This window comes from Mesorhizobium sp. M0077, assembly GCF_040322955.1.
Taxonomy (GTDB): Bacteria; Pseudomonadota; Alphaproteobacteria; order Rhizobiales; family Rhizobiaceae; genus Mesorhizobium.
On record NZ_JAMYUL010000025.1, the window covers coordinates 14,153 to 30,000 of the forward strand.

At 62.1% G+C, this 15,848-nt stretch carries 17 protein-coding genes and 1 pseudogene; 9 read left to right on the forward strand and 9 right to left on the reverse strand.

Annotation, left to right across the window (positions count from 1 at the left end):
- Window positions 1-207: 207 nt before the first annotated feature.
- The 3 genes from NKJ57_RS29390 (at window position 208) to NKJ57_RS29400 (ending at window position 1,150) form a co-directional block, all read left to right on the forward strand.
- The gene (locus NKJ57_RS29390; RefSeq protein ID WP_352513612.1) at window positions 208-438 is read left to right on the forward strand and encodes a hypothetical protein; all 231 of its coding nucleotides are present in this window, start codon (window positions 208-210) and stop codon (window positions 436-438) included.
- Window positions 438-680: a DUF982 domain-containing protein gene (locus NKJ57_RS29395; RefSeq protein WP_023669677.1), complete on the forward strand. Its 243-nt coding sequence runs from the start codon at window positions 438-440 to the stop codon at window positions 678-680. Before NKJ57_RS29390 ends, NKJ57_RS29395 begins: the two co-directional genes overlap by 1 nt.
- A gap of 185 nt (window positions 681-865) precedes the next feature.
- Window positions 866-1,150 carry a PilZ domain-containing protein gene (locus NKJ57_RS29400; RefSeq protein ID WP_023834289.1) on the forward strand — a complete coding sequence of 95 codons (285 nt, stop codon included), beginning with the start codon at window positions 866-868 and terminating at the stop codon, window positions 1,148-1,150.
- A gap of 397 nt (window positions 1,151-1,547) precedes the next feature.
- On the opposite strand, the gene NKJ57_RS29405 is transcribed toward NKJ57_RS29400, so the two are convergent.
- On the reverse strand, window positions 1,548-2,294 hold the full coding sequence (locus NKJ57_RS29405; protein WP_023699539.1) for a Crp/Fnr family transcriptional regulator: 747 nt from the start codon (window positions 2,292-2,294) through the stop codon (window positions 1,548-1,550).
- 481 nt (window positions 2,295-2,775) lie between these two features.
- On the opposite strand from NKJ57_RS29405, the gene NKJ57_RS29410 reads away from it, so the two are divergent.
- Window positions 2,776-3,186: a patatin-like phospholipase domain-containing protein gene (locus tag NKJ57_RS29410; RefSeq protein WP_023708169.1), complete on the forward strand. Its 411-nt coding sequence runs from the start codon at window positions 2,776-2,778 to the stop codon at window positions 3,184-3,186.
- A 399-nt stretch (window positions 3,187-3,585) separates the two neighbouring features.
- On the opposite strand, the pseudogene NKJ57_RS29415 reads toward NKJ57_RS29410, so the two are convergent.
- Window positions 3,586-4,184, reverse strand: a pseudogene (locus NKJ57_RS29415) (SOS response-associated peptidase).
- 60 nt (window positions 4,185-4,244) lie between these two features.
- Window positions 4,245-4,508, reverse strand: a complete 264-nt coding sequence (locus NKJ57_RS29420; protein WP_352513613.1) for a DUF982 domain-containing protein — start codon at window positions 4,506-4,508, stop codon at window positions 4,245-4,247.
- A gap of 190 nt (window positions 4,509-4,698) precedes the next feature.
- Between NKJ57_RS29420 and NKJ57_RS29425 the strand changes: the two genes are divergently transcribed.
- A complete protein-coding gene (locus NKJ57_RS29425) occupies window positions 4,699-5,157 on the forward strand; it encodes a hypothetical protein (protein WP_352513614.1) in 459 nt (152 codons plus the stop codon).
- Window positions 5,158-5,246: 89 nt separating this feature from the next.
- Here NKJ57_RS29425 and NKJ57_RS29430 read toward each other — a convergent pair whose 3' ends face one another.
- Both NKJ57_RS29430 and NKJ57_RS29435 read right to left on the reverse strand, forming a co-directional pair.
- Window positions 5,247-5,456 (reverse strand): DUF768 domain-containing protein, encoded by a 210-nt coding sequence (locus NKJ57_RS29430; RefSeq protein ID WP_023669673.1) that lies wholly within the window; start codon window positions 5,454-5,456, stop codon window positions 5,247-5,249.
- A gap of 28 nt (window positions 5,457-5,484) precedes the next feature.
- The gene (locus NKJ57_RS29435; protein WP_023669672.1) at window positions 5,485-5,646 is read right to left on the reverse strand and encodes a hypothetical protein; all 162 of its coding nucleotides are present in this window, start codon (window positions 5,644-5,646) and stop codon (window positions 5,485-5,487) included.
- 149 nt (window positions 5,647-5,795) lie between these two features.
- Between NKJ57_RS29435 and NKJ57_RS29440 the strand changes: the two genes are divergently transcribed.
- Window positions 5,796-6,548 (forward strand): pseudouridine synthase, encoded by a 753-nt coding sequence (locus NKJ57_RS29440; protein WP_352513630.1) that lies wholly within the window; start codon window positions 5,796-5,798, stop codon window positions 6,546-6,548.
- Between the two features lie 22 nt (window positions 6,549-6,570).
- Here the strand turns inward: NKJ57_RS29440 and NKJ57_RS29445 are convergent, their stop codons facing one another.
- Window positions 6,571-7,152 carry a histidine phosphatase family protein gene (locus NKJ57_RS29445; protein ID WP_023711385.1) on the reverse strand — a complete coding sequence of 194 codons (582 nt, stop codon included), beginning with the start codon at window positions 7,150-7,152 and terminating at the stop codon, window positions 6,571-6,573.
- A gap of 135 nt (window positions 7,153-7,287) precedes the next feature.
- Window positions 7,288-8,622 (reverse strand): dicarboxylate/amino acid:cation symporter, encoded by a 1,335-nt coding sequence (locus tag NKJ57_RS29450; RefSeq protein ID WP_023681916.1) that lies wholly within the window; start codon window positions 8,620-8,622, stop codon window positions 7,288-7,290.
- Window positions 8,623-8,853: 231 nt separating this feature from the next.
- Between NKJ57_RS29450 and NKJ57_RS29455 the strand changes: the two genes are divergently transcribed.
- The 3 genes from NKJ57_RS29455 (at window position 8,854) to NKJ57_RS29465 (ending at window position 12,592) form a co-directional block, all read left to right on the forward strand.
- Complete coding sequence (locus NKJ57_RS29455; RefSeq protein WP_352513615.1) at window positions 8,854-10,713, forward strand: sensor histidine kinase; 1,860 nt, start codon at window positions 8,854-8,856, stop codon at window positions 10,711-10,713.
- Entirely contained in the window at window positions 10,710-12,059 is a 1,350-nt protein-coding gene (locus tag NKJ57_RS29460; protein WP_352513616.1) for a sigma-54-dependent transcriptional regulator, read from the forward strand. The genes NKJ57_RS29455 and NKJ57_RS29460 overlap by 4 nt, the downstream gene beginning before the upstream one ends.
- A gap of 185 nt (window positions 12,060-12,244) precedes the next feature.
- Entirely contained in the window at window positions 12,245-12,592 is a 348-nt protein-coding gene (locus NKJ57_RS29465) for a hypothetical protein (protein ID WP_032885862.1), read from the forward strand.
- A gap of 17 nt (window positions 12,593-12,609) precedes the next feature.
- On the opposite strand, the gene ggt is transcribed toward NKJ57_RS29465, so the two are convergent.
- Entirely contained in the window at window positions 12,610-14,349 is a 1,740-nt protein-coding gene (gene ggt, locus NKJ57_RS29470; protein ID WP_352513617.1) for a gamma-glutamyltransferase, read from the reverse strand.
- A gap of 138 nt (window positions 14,350-14,487) precedes the next feature.
- Window positions 14,488-15,780 carry an L-rhamnose catabolism isomerase gene (gene rhaI / locus NKJ57_RS29475; RefSeq protein ID WP_023669664.1) on the reverse strand — a complete coding sequence of 431 codons (1,293 nt, stop codon included), beginning with the start codon at window positions 15,778-15,780 and terminating at the stop codon, window positions 14,488-14,490.
- Window positions 15,781-15,848: the final 68 nt, after the last annotated feature.

The window sequence follows — 15,848 nt, forward strand, 5'->3', positions numbered from 1 at the left end:
GAACTTGGGAGAGGAGGCCGGTCCTCTCTCCGTATGGCCGCCTCTGGCAGCTGACACGGTGAGGTGCAAATCAGCGCCTGTCGCGGGATTTAGCCATCGTAGGGCGGTGTTTGCGGGAACCTACTTTGTACGTTTCCGACTCTTGCCTTTTTCGGAAAGTGACCCACAGAATAGCTGATTGAGGTTCTATCTCTCTGGGAGGATGGGATGGACATTCAAGCACCTGTTCGGCCTACGCAGCAAACGGCCAAGGAGCTGGTCCGCGAGGTCCTGTTGGGCTCTCAACCCGGCGACATTATTTCCGTCAAAGCGACCATTGTAGGGGTCCGTGAGCGCGGCGGCGATCTTCTCGAAACTGACTGCCAGTTAGTCGAAATGATCGTCAAATCAGCCTCCGTTTGGGGACTGTTCATCGCCTTTGACGTTCGAGAGGCGTGATGCCCCACCGTTGGTTCAACCCTCCGGTTTATGTGAAGACTGAGCGCCCGGGGCTTCGCCTTGGTGTCAACCGGGTTGATGCCGCCGCCGAGGAGCTCCTAAAGTGGTCCAATCGTGGCCCCAAGTGGCGGCTGGCGGCCGAAGCTTGCCTATCTGCGATGGATGGCAAAATGCCGGGTAATGACTTCCGGCTGCTGTTCGAAGCCGCGGCCGATGAAGAGGAGATGCTGCTGCCGGATTAACAACGCTATACGACGAGCCCATTCGGGTCTGTTCGCGTTGCGAATTCACCGGCGCAACGGGCATTTATGCTGTCCGTCTCCGTCGTCAAACTTTAAAGTGAGACACTAACGAGCGACGACCTAGATGGACAGTTATTCGCCGGTGCGCGTACCATATAGGGCCGCGGGTGACCGATGGAGGTCACATGGTTGATGAAGAGCATCGCCGCGAACGGAGGCAGCGGGTGCTGAAAGGCGCCTCAATCATCAGCGGAATCACAAACTCCGAGATCAGTTGCACCATTCGGAACCAAAACAGTGGCGGAGCTGAGCTCAAAGTCCCGGTGGAATCGCGTGTCCCTGAGCGGTTCGTGGTTTACGTGCCGACCGACGGCGTTGCCTACCAGGCAGTCCTGCGGTGGCGCAGGAACGACCGAATTGGGGTTCAATTTATAGGAACGTTGCCAAAGCCGCGTCTCCACTATGGCTGAGCTTGTGCCCGGGATGCACAGACCGGGGAATTGGACACTCTCCGGCGCTCGGCACGTGTTCCATGGCAGTCGCACTTTAGAGATTACCCCCCGGCGAAACTTCGCTTCAGGTCGACACGGTCAGAAGGCTTACAAAATCGCGGGAATATTCCTCGTCCAGATATTTAGCCGGAGCGCCCCACGCCTCGGCTGGTTGGCCAGTGAACGCGTCAAACACCGCTCAGGTTTCGTCGAGTCCCTCCTGAGGTCGTATCTTTGAGAAGCCATGCCGTCGCTAGGTAAGTCTGCGGTCCAGTTCTCAAGCGGTGATCGACATTCCTGTTGGAGTGCGGGTTCTACAGGAGATTCGGTTTTGAGGATCGCGAGGGCTCAACGGATCATGAGCGACCCAGCAGGATCAGAAACCGGCACCCGTCTGCGCAGCCCTTTGATGAAGATAGGTAGAGTCAAAATCTGCGGCGCGAACGAGCCCTGCCCAGTCGGTCGCATGAAAACGCGAGCCAACGGTGGATATCAGACCGTCGCGTCTAAGGTCCTGAAGCACTCGGTTCACGTGCACGGTAGAGAGGCCAAGTGCGTCGCCAAGTGCAGCCTGCGTTATGGGGAGATAGGCCACATGATCTTCAATGCGGCCTACCGAGCGAAGGCGAACAATGAGTTCGCAAAGAATGTGAGCCATACGCGAGTAGGCGTCGCGCCTACCGACGTTGGTGACCCACTCTCGATATATCGCCGCATCGATCACCGTCGAGCGCCAAAACACTCTCGTTATCGAAGAGTGCTGGTCGCAAACGGCGCGAAGTTCGTCGTGCCGCATGAAGCCCACCCTAGCGGGCATGAGAGGGGTGAAAGTGCAATCCATGACCGACAAATGCAAACCATGCAGGTCGGGAATGTCGCCCGGAACAAAAAAGGAGGAGATTTGACGCTTCCCCTCCCCGGTTAGTTTGATCGACCCTATTAAGCCTTCAAGAACGACGAACGAAAGGCTCGGCTTATCGCCCTCGCGCAGAATGTCTTCGTTGGCCTGATATCTCTTCTCCTGAATCGAGATGTTCCCCAAGGTCGCAATGTCTGATTCTGCGAGTTCCGAGATGGCTTGGAGCTTGCGGATCAACATTTTGAAAGAATGATCATGTGCCATCAAGAACCTGTTCGTGTATGCTCCCAACTTTTAGTTGGCGCTAATGTTCCCGCTGCCTAGAGGAGACGAAGGCCAATGGTCAGTGCGTCGATGATGCGCGCAAAGTTCAGCTGTCCTCAATCCTTTTCGCCTGCCGCAACCTGTTCGAAACGGCTGGATCACAACCTGCTTTCCACCGGATTAACGAGTGCTATTGCGCGCCAGGAACCTTAAGAGTTCGCAGCCGTTCAACTGTTGGGGCGCACGAAGCAGGCTTTCAATGTCATCGGGTTCCGTGCTGATCGTGGAGACGTCGAGAACTCTCTCCGGGAGGCCGGGTTCGAGGTAGTCGCCGGCTTAAAGGGCCTTCAAGCGATTGCGACTTTCGATCGTGAGCCGGAGCGAGTTGTGGCTCTCCTGACAGATATCAGACTTGGGGACGGCCCAAGCGGGTGGATGTGGCCCGGCACCTCCGAGGCGCCGATCCTACTATGCCAGTTATATGACAGCGTTGGTCGATGCCATGGCCTGCTACGCAATTGACCGACATCAAATCGACATCCTGTCTCTCGGTTGCGTTGAATTGGAGTTCGCCTTCACCAAGGGCCAAATCGCCAAGGGCGGTATCAGGCACTGGCGCGAGATCATTTCTGCCGCCATGCGCCTGCAAAGCCAGAATGCACTGGGCCAAGCTGGGCTGCTGGTAGGACGAGACCGTCTACTACGCATCGACGGAGCACCTATGAAGTCTAATCCGATCGACCTCGACGACTACACCGGTCCGCCGCAGAGTTACCTGTTATTGCTGCCTCACTGGTCAAGCAACATGAGGAACGGCTGGCCGCGCTTTTCGCTGCGCCGCGTCCACCCTACAAAGCGGTGTATGGGCCAAGGTCTCAGGACCCGTAAATAGCCACCTGTTCTTCGCACGATGTCGGCTTTCAGAAACCGCCTAAAGCGATCCCGATATTGGGCGCAATGGCCATCCGTTCTGATTAAGTCGTCTTGGCCAGCCGTGGTCTTCACTCGACCCCGCATGATGAGGTATGACCAAGAAGGATGTAGACTAAACCGGAAGAGACAAGGTGCAGGTGCAAGGCATTGAGAGAAATAGCAGGAACCGAACCAATCCACAGGAATATTTTGTTGGTATTTATGTTGGTAGCAGATGCGGCTAACGTTCCCCTAAGTATCTGAAAGCAAAACGGGATTTTCTTCACTTGAATTCCGCCTCTGGGCACCAGTTTTCTCTGAAGACATCAAATGCTTGATCTCGGCCCGCCGACTGCGCCGGCAAGCCTGCGCAGCTGAATTATGAACTTTCGGGGCGCACGGTCTCCACGCGCAGCGAGCCGGCTGGAAGCGGCTGCAGCAGTTTGGCTTCCGGCTTCGTCAGACTGAGCCAAGCCGCCCAATCGCCGGGCCGAAGCAGCACGACCTGCCGATTTGATAGGGCGCAATATCCGGTCCAGGCTCGGTTGTCAGCATGGTGAAGGTTGGCGGCTTGTTGCCGGCAGCTTCACGCCAAAGCCCTGCGATGGCCATGAACGGCGAGCCGTTGAGCGTGAAGCGATGCTTTGCCTTCGGATACTTCGTGCCCGTGAACTCGAAGAAGGCGGATGCCGGCACGAGGCAGCGTTTGCTGCCGGCGAATTGCCGGCCTTCGGAGCGGAAGTTGAACACTGGTCCGCCTTTCGGGCCGGCCGGCGGAAATCCAAACGTCATCGACGTCAGTTCAACAACGCCAGTGTCGCCGGCGGCGCGCATGATCGGGGCTGGATCGTTGATATGGATGTCATCAACCCGCGGCAGGTCAAGTTCGGTCTGATGGGTCGGGATCTCGAGTGCCAGCGACTCCAGCATCCGGCAATATTCAGCCCAGAGAATATGCTGCTCATAGTCGTTGCACATGGAAGGCTCCCGACCGGTCTGCCAGTTTACCTCACGCCAAACAAAGAGGCGATGGACCGCTCAACCCTCGCGGTCGCGCTCGAGCAGTATATCGGCCTCGATCGCCGCGTTGACGAAGGAGGCGCGGGCATAGCGCGCCTCTTGAAGGCCTTCCAGAACGCCAAGGCAGGCTTTACGGGCGGCGACGTGATAGCCGCCTGTCTTCACGGGCCATCGGTTCATGAGGATGTCAGCGGCCTGCGCGACACGCTCCACCTTGTAGATCGTGTTTCTGGACCTGCCAAGCGCCACGCGAACCGGCTCATCGAAATGCTGATCTTGCATGCTTCCCCTCCCGAACGCGATCGCGAGTCAATTCGGGGGAGGCAAGTTCGGTTCCACGGGAGCGATTTGCCAACGCAATAAACCCGCCTTCTGAAATCACTTTGCGCGCATCGGCCAAATGGCGGATTTGATTTGCTTGGTGATCCCGTCTGCCTAGGGCAGACTGCCTGCCGGGGCTGCAGGAGGAGAAATGCGAGCACGCGCAGCTACGATCGGCGATCTCGAAAGTGTCTTCCGCGATCTGTCCACGCGGATGTCGGACGAGTATGTGGCCGCCGGCAAGGACAGCAAGGTCGCCTACGACAATCTGATGATGAATTTGAAGGAAGGCCGAGCGCACGCGCTGGTCGAGGGCGACAAGACGGTGGCGATCGTCGCCTGGCACGAGAACAGCGACGCCGCCGACACGCTGTTTGCCGCGCAGGAGGGTTTCTTCAGCGCCGCGACGGTCCGCTTCTGCAGGCGCCACATCCGCCACATTCAGGCGCTGGCCGGCAACCTTCCCATCCGCTCGCGCAGCTGGCTGCAGCGGGCCGACGTCGGCAAATGGTTCCGTGTCATCGGTTATGTCGAACGCGGCCGAGAGAACGGCGCCACTGTGTTCGAATTGCCGCCGGCACGGGGAGCGTCAGCTGCGCGGGCTGCCTAGGGCTGCGCACCCTCGGATGCCATCACGGAAAAGCCCCCGCCAGGATGGCGATGGGCCAATATCGCCTGCAATGGGCTCATATCGGGGGCTCAGATATCGGGCTGATCCAGCGCCTCGAAAATCACCCGTTCCAGCGGACCGAGATCCTCTTCGATCTCGCTGACCTCAAGGCCTAAATGCCGAGCATCCAGGGCAGCTCGCGTGGTTAGGGTTCGAGCCGTTGCCTTGTCGGCAGGCAGTTCGCCCGGCAGGTGCTCGTGGATCCAGCCCTGCAGGAAATCAACGCCGCGCTCGCTCATCGATTTATCCCTTCCGTTATCTGGGGGATCATTCCCCCAGAATGACCCCAGAAGCGACGATCTGAGCCGTCAGGCTGGTGAGCCTGCCTCGCTTCACGAGCGTCGGCTTTTGGTAGATTTTCTTCATGGCGGTGCCTTTCGCGACAAATCGCTCGTCGGCAACAACGTCCGTCGCGGGGCAGCGTTCCATGGCGGGCTGTTGAGCCCGACCCCCCTGACACATCGTATTTGAGAACAGCCCCGCTCCCGCGACCCGTGATGTTGATGCCGCGGCAGGTTGCGAAGCCAATGCGGGGCGTGGCATTTGTCGATGCCGATCATTGGGATGGCAAGCAGGACATGGCACGGCCACCAGACATCGCCCAACACCAGGCCCCGAGCGCAGGCGTCAGCCTGAACCGGGCGCTTTCCAAACTCGGCCTGTGTTCGCGCAAGCAGGCCGAGCTGCTGATAGCCGAAGGGCGCGTGCGGGTTGGCGGCAAGGTGGTGCGCGATCCGTCGCTGCGTGTCGATCTCGGCCGCGACCGCATCGCTGTCGACGGCGAGCAGATCGTCGGCGAGGCAAAAGTCTACCTGATGATCAATAAGCCGCGCGGACAGGTCACCACGCGCGATGACCCGCAGGATCGTGGCACCGTCTATGACTGCCTGGTGGAACTGGAGTTGCCTTTCGTGTCGCCGGTCGGCCGCCTCGACAAGGCCAGCGAAGGCCTGTTGCTGATGACCAACGACACGCGCTGGGCCAACCGCCTGCTCGATCCGGCCTCGCATGTCGCCAAGACCTATCATGTCCAGATCGGCACCGCGCCCGACGAAGCGATGCTGGCGCGCTTTCGCGAAGGAGCGATCGTCGACGGCGAACTGCTGACCGCAAGTTCGATCGAACTGCTGCGCAGCGGCGGCCGCACTGCCTGGCTGGAAATCGTGCTCGACGAGGGCCGCAACCGCCAGATCCGCCGCCTGCTCGGGGCATTCGATATCGAGATGCTGAGGCTGGTTCGGGTGGCGATCGGCGGTTTGCAGCTCGGCGAGCTCGCCAAGGGCAAGGCGCGGCATCTGACATCGGAGGAATTGGCGGTGCTCGCGCGTTAAGAGGCAGGCTTGCTGAGAAACACTACTTCTGGTTCCACCTGCGTATCACCGGCTCGCTCAGATCGTGCTCATAGCCGAGGATGCTGAGGCTCGCGGTATCAAGCACGAAGTGCGCACCGCCTTCGGGTGGCAGACCGAGCCAGCGCGCGGCCAGCACGCGCAGGAAATGCGAGCTTGAAAACACCAGCACATTGCCCTCGATTGCCCGCAGCCCGGCGATGATCCTGTCGGCCCTGGCGCCGACATCCGCTACCGACTCGCCGTCGGGACAGCCGTCACGGAACAATTGCCAGCCGGGGCGCTGCACAAGAATCTCCTTGGTCTTAACGCCCTCATAGGCGCCATAGTCCCATTCCTGCAGGTCGTCCTTCTTGACGGCAGCAGCGCCGAAGCCGGCAAGCGTGCAGGTGCTGAAGGCTCGCTGCGACGGGCTCGACCACACCGCCTGGAAGGACAGATCCTTGAGCCGGTCCGCCACGCCGCGAGCTGCCGCCTCGCCCTTTGCCGTCAACGGTATGTCGGTGCGGCCGGTGTGTTTTCCCGAAGCGCTCCACTCCGTCTCGCCGTGACGGACGAGGTAGATTTCGGGGTACGGATTGCTCATGCGCCGGCCTTTCGGTTTTACGTCCGCACCCTACCCGGGAGGGCCCGGCCAGCGCCAGCCACGTGCAGGCGGAAAAGGAAAGGCCGCAACCGAATCGGCTGCGGCCTTGTGCTCAAACGTCAGTGCCCGGAGCGGTCAGGCGGGCTGCAGATCGCCCGACAGCGCCAGGTCGGCTTCCTCGGACAATGTGCCGGCCATGGCGGCGGCGAACTTGGTCTGGTCGAGTTCGCCTTCCCAGCGCGCCACAACGATCGTCGCCACTGCATTGCCGACGAAATTGGTCAGCGCTCGGCATTCCGACATGAAGCGGTCGACGCCGAGGATCAGTGCCATGCCGGCAACGGGTACCGTAGGCACGACAGAGAGCGTGGCGGCCAGCGTGATAAAGCCGGCGCCGGTGATGCCGGCGGCACCCTTGGAGCTCAGCATGGCAACCAGCAGCAGCAGGATCTGGTCGCCATAGGTGAGCGGCGTATCGGTCGCCTGGGCGATGAACAGCGCCGCCAGCGTCATGTAGATGTTGGTGCCGTCGAGGTTGAAGGAGTAGCCGGTCGGGATGACCAGGCCGACCACCGAGCGGTTGCAGCCGGCGCGCTCCATCTTGGCCATCAGGCCGGGAAGAGCGGCTTCCGAGGACGAGGTGCCGAGCACCAGCAGCAGCTCTTCCTTGATGTAGCGGATCAAGGCGAGGATCGAGAAGCCGTTGTACCAAGCGACAGCGCCGAGCACGACCAGCACGAAGAGCAGCGACGTCAGGTAGAAGGTGCCGATCAGAAAGGCGAGGTTGGCAATCGCGCCGATGCCGTATTTGCCGACGGTGAAGGCCATGGCGCCGAAGGCGCCGATAGGGGCGGCCTTCATCAGGATGGCGACCAGGCGGAAGATAGGCGAGGTCAGCGCCTGCAGGAAATCGACGACCGGGCGGCCGCGCTCGCCGACCAGAGCGAGAGAGATGCCGAACAGCACCGAGAAGAACAGCACTTGCAGAATGTCGCCTTGCGCGAAGGCGCCGGTGATGGTGTCGGGGATGATGTTGAGCAGGAAGCCGACGATGGTCGTGTCATGCGCCTTCTCGGTGAAGGTGGCGACCTTCGAGGGGTCGAGCGTCGCCGCATTGATGTGCATGCCGGCGCCCGGTTGGACGACGTTGGAGACGACCATGCCGACGACCAGCGCCAGGGTCGAAAAGACCAGGAAATAGATCATCGCCTTGCCGGCGACGCGGCCAACCTTTTTCAGGTCGGAGACGCCGGCAATGCCGGTGGTCACCGTCAGGAAGATGACCGGCGCGATCACCATCTTGACCAGCTTGATGAAGGCATCGCCGAGCGGCTTCAGCGAAGCACCGAGTTCGGGATAGAAATGACCGAGCAGCACGCCGGCGGCGATCGCCGTCAGGACCTGCACGTAGAGATGACGGTAAAAGGGTAGCTTGCCGCGCGGTTCGGCGGCAGCGAATGCTGGCTGCATGACGTCCTCCATGGCGCCCCGATCGAAAGCTCGACCTCCCGGGGCAGTTGTTTTCCGCAGCCTTGCGACTGCTGTATTGGTCACTGCAACTGCCGTGCCAGACTGTGCGGCATACCGCAGCCATTGATTTTGTTGGGTATTCGTCCGATTGAGGCTGATGCCGCTCAACCGCAAGTGCGGACATCCGCATGACTGAATTGTGCTTTGTGCGAAATCATGCACAAATAGGGAATGCTGCAACGCCCTGCCGCGGTCCTGTCGCCGACGCCCGAGCAACTCGGCAAACGCGCGCGTCGCGCCTGGCTGCTGTTTGCGGCGATCGCGCTGGTGATCGTTGCCACGGCGCTCACCGGCGCCGGCCTCTACGCGCGCCGCGCCGAGGTCGCGGCACTGGCGGCGCAAGGCCGCACCGATGCCAATCTGAAGGTTGCGTTGCTGCGCGCCGTGCTGGAAAGCCCGCGGGCGCTGCCGCTGCTCTTGTCCGAGGACCAGCAGGTGCATGACGCCCTGCAGAACAAGGGCGCTGTCACGATCGACGTGCTCAACCGCAAGCTCGAAGGGCTGGTCTCCGGCACCAAGGCTTCGGTGCTTTACGTCACCGGCGTCGACGGGTTTGCGATCGCCTCCAGCAACTGGCGCGAAACAACCAGCTTCGTCGGCAACGACTATGGTTTCCGCGCCTATTTCTCCGGCGCCATGCAATCGAGAACGGCCGAATATTTTGCGCTGGGCAACATCAGCAAGCGCCCGGGCCTCTATATTTCGCGGCGCGTCGGCAATGCGGCGGCGCCGCTCGGCGTCGTCGTCGTCAAGATGGAATTCGACCAGCTTGAAGCCGACTGGCATGAGGCCAACCGGCCGGCCTATGTCAGCGACGACCACGGCGTCGTGCTGATCACCAGCGTGCCGTCCTGGCGCTTCATGACCACCGCGCCGCTGGCCGGCCCGGTGGCTGCCGCCATCCGGAGCAGCCAGCAATTCGGCAACGCGCCGCTGATCCCCTTGCCGATCACACGCCCCGAGGCATTGAGCCCTGACGTGTCGATGGTGCATGCGATAACACCGGGCGGCAGCGATGCCGAATATCTCAGGCTTTCGACACTGGTCCAATCGACGCCATGGCGGCTCGATTATCTCGTGCCGGTCGAAGCGCCGATCGCGGCTGCGGTGCGTGAGATGCGGCTGCTGGCGCTGGGCGTCATGGTGCCGTTGCTGGCGCTGGCCGGCTATCTCCTGTGGCGCCGTCAGTCGGCGCAGATGCGCATCGCCGCCGAACAGGCGGCGCGCATCGAACTCGAGCGCCGCGTCGTCGAGCGTACGCATGACCTCAGCCTGGCGCGCGACCGGCTGCAGGCCGAGATCACCGATCATCGCAGCACCGAAGCCAAGCTGCAGGTCATGCAGCAGGAACTGGTGCAGGCGAACCGTCTTGCGACCCTCGGCCAGGTTGCCGCCGGCGTCGCGCATGAGATCAACCAGCCGGTGGCAACGATCCGCGCCTATGCCGACAATGCGCGCGTGTTCCTGGAGCGCAAGCAGACCGCCTCGGCCGAGAAGAACCTTGGCGCGATTGCCGCGCTGACCGAGCGCATCGGCGGCATCACCGAAGAGTTGAAGGTCTTTGCCCGCAAGGGGCGCACGGCAGCCGAACCGGTCGAACTGCGCGGCGTCGTCGAGGGCGCCGTGGTGCTGCTCAGAAGCCGCTTTGCCGGCCGGCTGGACGCGCTCGATATCACGCTGCCGCCGGTAACGCTCAAGGTGATGGGCAACCGGCTGCGGCTCGAACAGGTGCTGATCAACCTGTTCCAGAATGCGCTGGAAGCGCTGGACGGCCGCGACGGCGCCAGGGTGGAGGTTTCGGCCCAGGAGACGGCCGACGGCGTGGCGCTTGCCGTCGCCGACAATGGGCCGGGCATTTCGCCTGCCATCCTCAAGTCATTGTTCACGCCGTTCAACACCTCGAAGGAAAAAGGCCTCGGGCTCGGCCTCGTCATCTCGCAGGACATCGTCGCCGACTATGGCGGACGCATCGAGGTGGCGAGCGGCAGAGACGGCACGCGCTTCACCATTCACCTCGCCAGGGCAGCATGATGGACACCGCACCGGTCGTATTGATCGACGACGACAGCGAATTGCTGAGGGCCACGCGGCAGACGCTGGAACTCGCTGGTTTTTCCGTCTCGGCCTTTGCGGTGGCGAACGAGGCGCTGGCCGGGCTCGACGCCAATTTTCCCGGCGTGGTGGTGTCCGACATCCGCATGCCCGGCATTGACGGCCTGCAGCTCTTCGACCGCGTCTTGCAGCTCGATGCCGACATTCCGGTCATCCTGGTCACCGGGCATGGCGACATCGCGGTTGCGGTCAAGGCGATCAAGGATGGCGCCTACGACTTCATCACCAAGCCCTTCGCCGCCGACCGGCTGGCGCAAAGTGTGGCACGGGCGGCGGAAAAGCGCCGGCTGGTGATGGAGAACCGCGCCTTGCGCAAAAGCGCCGAACAGGCGCAGGACGGCCTGCCGCTGATCGGGCAGACGCCGGCGATGGAGCGATTGCGCCGGACGCTGCGGCAAATCGCCGATACCGATGTCGACGTTCTGGTGACCGGCGAGACCGGCTCCGGCAAGGAGGTGGTGGCGAGCCTGCTGCATCGCTGGAGCCGCCGCGCTAGGGGCAATTTCGTGGCGCTGAATTGCGGCACGCTGCCGGACACGGTGATCGAAAGCGAACTGTTCGGCCATGAGGCCGGCGCCTTCACCGGCGCACAGAAGAAGCGCATCGGCCGCATCGAGCATTCGAGCGGCGGCACGCTGTTTCTCGACGAGATCGAAAGCATGCCGGCCTCGACCCAGGTGCAGATGCTGCGGGTGCTGGAAATGCGCGAGGTGACGCCGCTCGGCACCAATGAAATCCGCCCGGTCGACCTGCGCGTCGTCGCCGCCGCCAAGGTCGATCTCGGCGATGCCAGCCGGCGCGGCGCCTTCCGCGAGGATCTCTACTACCGGCTCAATGTGGTGACGATCTCGATCCCGCCGCTGCGCGAACGCCGCGACGACGTCGCCCTGCTGTTCTTCTACTTCGCCGAGCGTGCAGCCGCCCGCTTCCGCCGGCAAATGCCAGCCGTGCCTGCCTCAGTGCACCGCCATCTGAGCCAGCACGACTGGCCGGGCAATGTGCGTGAACTCGCGCATTTCGCGGAGCGTTTCGTGCTGGGACTGGAGGAAGCGGCGCAAGCGCCACCTGCCGCATCGGCGGTGCCGGATGACGCCAGTTCATTGCCGGAACGGCTGGAACGCTATGAGGCCGATGTCATCCGCGAGGCACTTGGCCGCAATGACGGCGATGTCCGGCGCACGATCGAAGCGCTCGGCATTCCGCGCAAGACCTTCTACGACAAGCTGCAGCGGCACGGCATCGTGCGCAGCGATTTTTCCAGGTAATTCATTTTCCAGGTAATTCAGGCCTGTGGAACCGAAAGCAGGGTAGATATTGTGAACCGGCGCAAAAAAACCGTGGCAAGTCGGCATCAGAAAGTGTTGAAGACCGCATCGGCGGCCTTCGGCACGGCGCGATCCGGTTGCGCTCGGCAGATGTTGATGATTTGTTGCCGGTCAGCGGAGAATGAATGATGCGAGAACCTGTCGGTCAAGATGAATATGGATCGACCAACCCGTTCGATCCGGACGATCTGACGAATTTGAACGCGATCGGCCCGGCCATGGGCGGCGGCAACGACTTCGAGAAATACGCCGTTGCCGTGATCATCGTCTTCGGCGCGCTGATCATTGGCGGGCTGATGGCCGCTTCCATGACCTTTGGTCACCGCAACGGCTTCCTGTTTGCGCTTGGCGGCGCAACCGCGGCCTGGATATCGGGCAATGCGCTGCTCCTCGACCGTCCCCGCATCTACGCGGCGTTCGTCGTGATCGCGGCGCTGATGCTCGTCGGGTCGACGCTTACGCTCGTCCTCTGATCAATCTCTTGTTTTGATCAGTAGCCAATCGCCTCGCCGGATGCGGCGCGGCTGTCGATGGCGCCGTTGTAACGGGCGCCGCCGCCCTTCTCGATTTCCGCCAGGCTCTTGCCGCCGACAAGAATGCCGGCAGCCTGACCCCAGGTAGAATCCGCGAGATCGAGGTGGTAGCCCATGCCGGCCAGCAGTTTTTCAGCGTCGGGCGACAGGCCGAACGGTTCGACATAGATCGTGTCGGGCAGCCATTGATGGTGGATGCGCGATGCGTCGATCGCCTCCTGGATGTTCATGCCGTGGTCGATGACGTTGACGATGGCTTCCAGCGTGATGGTGATGATGCGCGAGCCGCCGGGGCTGCCGATAACCATGAACGGCTTGCCGTCCTTGGCGACGATGGTCGGGCTCATCGATGACAGCGGCGTCTTCTTCGGCTGGATGGCATTGGCCTCTCCCTGCACGAGACCGTAGAGGTTGGGCACGCCAGGCTTCTGGGTGAAATCATCCATCTCGTTGTTGAGCAGGATGCCGCTTCCGTCGGCGACCACGCCGGCGCCGAACGAGCCGTTCAGCGTATAAGTGACCGCGACCGCATTGCCGTCATCGTCGATGATCGAATAGTGCGTCGTTTCCTTCGACTCGCCGAAGCCCTTCGGCATCAAATCCTGCGAGACGCCGGCGCGGAACGGGTCGATCTTGTCGCGGATCTCCTTGGCGTAACCCTTGTCGAGCAGTTTCGAGACCGGATTGTCGACGAAATCGGGATCGCCGAGCGCCGAGTTGCGGTCCACATAGGCGTAGCGCATCGCCTCGACCATGACATGCACCGTCTCGGCCGAGCCGGCGCCGAGATAGGACAGCGGGTAGCCCTCCAGCACGTTGAGGATTTCGCAGATGATAACGCCGCCGGAGCTTGGCGGCGGCGAGGACGTGATCTCATAGCCGCGATAGGTGCAGCTCACCGGTTGCAGCTCGCGTACCTTATATTGCTCGAAGTCTGCCTTGGCCAGAATGCCGCCCCTGGCGCCGCTCGCCTTGACGATGGCGTCGGCGATGGCGCCTTTGTAGAAGGCGTCGGCGCCTTTTTCGGAGATGGCGGCGAGCGAGGCTGCAAGATCGGGCTGGAGGAGACGCTCGCCGGCGCCATAGGGTTTGCCGTCCGGCTTCAGGAAGATGGCGGCGGCGGCAGGGTCCTTCGCCAGCCGTGCGGCATTGCTTGCGAATGAAGCAGCGTCGCCCTGGTCGAGGATGAAGCCATCCTTGGCATAGGCAATTGCCGGCGCCATCAAATCCTGGCGTGGCAGCGTGCCATATTTTTCACGAGCCATCTCGAACCCTGCCACGGAACCCGGTACGCCGACCGCAAGGTAGCCATCAAGGCTGGCGCCCTTCACCGGATTGCCGTCCTTGTCGAGATACATGGTCTTGGTTGCCGCCAGCGGCGCGCGCTCGCGGAAATCGAGGAAGGTCGATTTGCCGTCCTTGAAGCGGATGGTCATGAACCCGCCACCGCCGATATTGCCGGCATTAGGGTAGACGACGGCGAGCGCATAGCCGACGGCGACCGCCGCATCGACGGCATTGCCGCCCTTCTTCAGCACCTCGACGCCGGCTTCCGACGCCAGATGCTGGGCGGTGACGACCATGCCGTGCTCGCCCTTCGCCGGTTGTGGCGAGGCGGCATGGAGCGCGCCGGATGGCGCGAGCGCAATTGCGAGCGAAAGGGTGACGCCAATCAGCGTCCGGCGGGTCAAGGGCATGGCGGTGCTCCAAGTGCGGTGCCTAGAAGAGCTACATGGAGCGGCCGAGTCCATCATCAATATGAGCGAACACATATTGATGTTCGCCTGCCGGCAGAGGCAAGCTGATCTCCCCCCTGTGGTGGAGATTAGCCAATCTCAAACAATCCCGCCTGAACCGCCCACAACCGCCGGCCGTTCCGCCGCGACCTTCGCCCGGTAGCCCGCCGCGCGATATGCGGCGACTGGATCGATGGCGCCGCCTGTGTTCAGCCGCGCCATGGCAAGGATCGGCTCGACATCGGTGCGGTAGGCAGCTTTCAGCGTCTGCGTCGCCATCAGCGCATCATTGCCGTCTTGGAAACCCTCGAGCGCCTTGCGGTCGACCAGCAGCGCCTGCGCATAGGCGCGCTGCACCTCGACCGCCGACAGCATCAGGCTTTCGATCGGATCGGTGACGTTGTGGCTCTGGTCGAGCATGTGGGCGGGATCGAAACCCTCGGCGCCGGACAGCTCGGCATCGACCAGTTCGTTGAAGACCAGGAACAGCCGATAGGGATCGATCGAGCCGGCATCGAGATCGTCGTCGCCATATTTGGAATCGTTGAAGTGGAAGCCGCCGAGTTTCTTGAACTGGATCAGCCGCGACACGATCATCTCGATGTTGACGTTGGGCGCATGGTGGCCGAGGTCGACCAGGCAGTAGGCCTTGTCGCCCAGCTCCTTGGATATGAGGTAGTTGGTGCCCCAGTCCTGCACGACCGTGGAGTAGAAAGCCGGCTCGTACATTTTGTGTTCGGTGAACAGTTTCCAGTCGGCGGGCAGTCCGGCATAGATCTCCTTCATCGCGTCGAGATAGCGCTCGAAGGCTTTGGCGAAATTGACCTGGCCGGGGAAATTCGAGCCGTCGCCGATCCACACTGTTAGCGCCCTGGACCCCAGCGTCTTGCCGATCTCGATGCATTCCAGATTGTGCTCGACCGCCTGGCGGCGCGTGCCGGCATCGGCATGCGACAGCGACCCGAACTTGTAGGACAGTTTTTGGTCCCTGGCATCCGAGAAGGTGTTGGAATTCATGGCGTCGAAGCCGAGGCCGAAGCGCGAGGCCGCCTGCTTCAGCCGGTTCGGATCGGCCTTGTCCCACGGTATATGCAGCGAGACGGTCGGCGTCGCCTGTGTCAGTTGGCTGATGACGGCGCAGTCCTCGATCTTGTCGAAAATGTCGCGCGGCTCGCCGGCGCCGGGAAAGCGGGCAAACCGCGTGCCGCCTGTGCCGACGCCCCAGGACGGAATGGCGACGGCGAATTTCTCGACCTTGTCGCGGATGGCATCGATGGCGATGCCGCGGCGGTCGAGGCGTTCGCCGAGCGACGCGTAGTCGCGCTCGAGGTCGGGTTTGCGCTGGGCGTTGTGGCTGGAGACGAGATCGGCGGCGATGATGGTTTCGGACAAGTGCTATTCCTCCCAATGCGTTCAGTCAGCGCTGCCCTTCATCCGGCCCTTCGGGCCACCTTCTCCCC

What these genes read in the sequence shown, in the direction of transcription:
- NKJ57_RS29390 (WP_352513612.1), top strand. Translation starts at nt 208, where the DNA reads ATGGACATTCAAGCACCTGTTCGGCCTACGCAGCAAACGGCCAAGGAG.
- NKJ57_RS29395 (WP_023669677.1), top strand. Translation starts at nt 438, where the DNA reads ATGCCCCACCGTTGGTTCAACCCTCCGGTTTATGTGAAGACTGAGCGC.
- NKJ57_RS29400 (WP_023834289.1), top strand. Translation starts at nt 866, where the DNA reads ATGGTTGATGAAGAGCATCGCCGCGAACGGAGGCAGCGGGTGCTGAAA.
- NKJ57_RS29405 (WP_023699539.1), bottom strand. Translation starts at nt 2,294, where the DNA reads ATGGCACATGATCATTCTTTCAAAATGTTGATCCGCAAGCTCCAAGCC.
- NKJ57_RS29410 (WP_023708169.1), top strand. Translation starts at nt 2,776, where the DNA reads ATGACAGCGTTGGTCGATGCCATGGCCTGCTACGCAATTGACCGACAT.
- NKJ57_RS29420 (WP_352513613.1), bottom strand. Translation starts at nt 4,508, where the DNA reads ATGCAAGATCAGCATTTCGATGAGCCGGTTCGCGTGGCGCTTGGCAGG.
- NKJ57_RS29425 (WP_352513614.1), top strand. Translation starts at nt 4,699, where the DNA reads ATGCGAGCACGCGCAGCTACGATCGGCGATCTCGAAAGTGTCTTCCGC.
- NKJ57_RS29430 (WP_023669673.1), bottom strand. Translation starts at nt 5,456, where the DNA reads ATGAGCGAGCGCGGCGTTGATTTCCTGCAGGGCTGGATCCACGAGCAC.
- NKJ57_RS29435 (WP_023669672.1), bottom strand. Translation starts at nt 5,646, where the DNA reads ATGGAACGCTGCCCCGCGACGGACGTTGTTGCCGACGAGCGATTTGTC.
- NKJ57_RS29440 (WP_352513630.1), top strand. Translation starts at nt 5,796, where the DNA reads ATGGCACGGCCACCAGACATCGCCCAACACCAGGCCCCGAGCGCAGGC.
- NKJ57_RS29445 (WP_023711385.1), bottom strand. Translation starts at nt 7,152, where the DNA reads ATGAGCAATCCGTACCCCGAAATCTACCTCGTCCGTCACGGCGAGACG.
- NKJ57_RS29450 (WP_023681916.1), bottom strand. Translation starts at nt 8,622, where the DNA reads ATGCAGCCAGCATTCGCTGCCGCCGAACCGCGCGGCAAGCTACCCTTT.
- NKJ57_RS29455 (WP_352513615.1), top strand. Translation starts at nt 8,854, where the DNA reads ATGCTGCAACGCCCTGCCGCGGTCCTGTCGCCGACGCCCGAGCAACTC.
- NKJ57_RS29460 (WP_352513616.1), top strand. Translation starts at nt 10,710, where the DNA reads ATGATGGACACCGCACCGGTCGTATTGATCGACGACGACAGCGAATTG.
- NKJ57_RS29465 (WP_032885862.1), top strand. Translation starts at nt 12,245, where the DNA reads ATGATGCGAGAACCTGTCGGTCAAGATGAATATGGATCGACCAACCCG.
- ggt (WP_352513617.1), bottom strand. Translation starts at nt 14,349, where the DNA reads ATGCCCTTGACCCGCCGGACGCTGATTGGCGTCACCCTTTCGCTCGCA.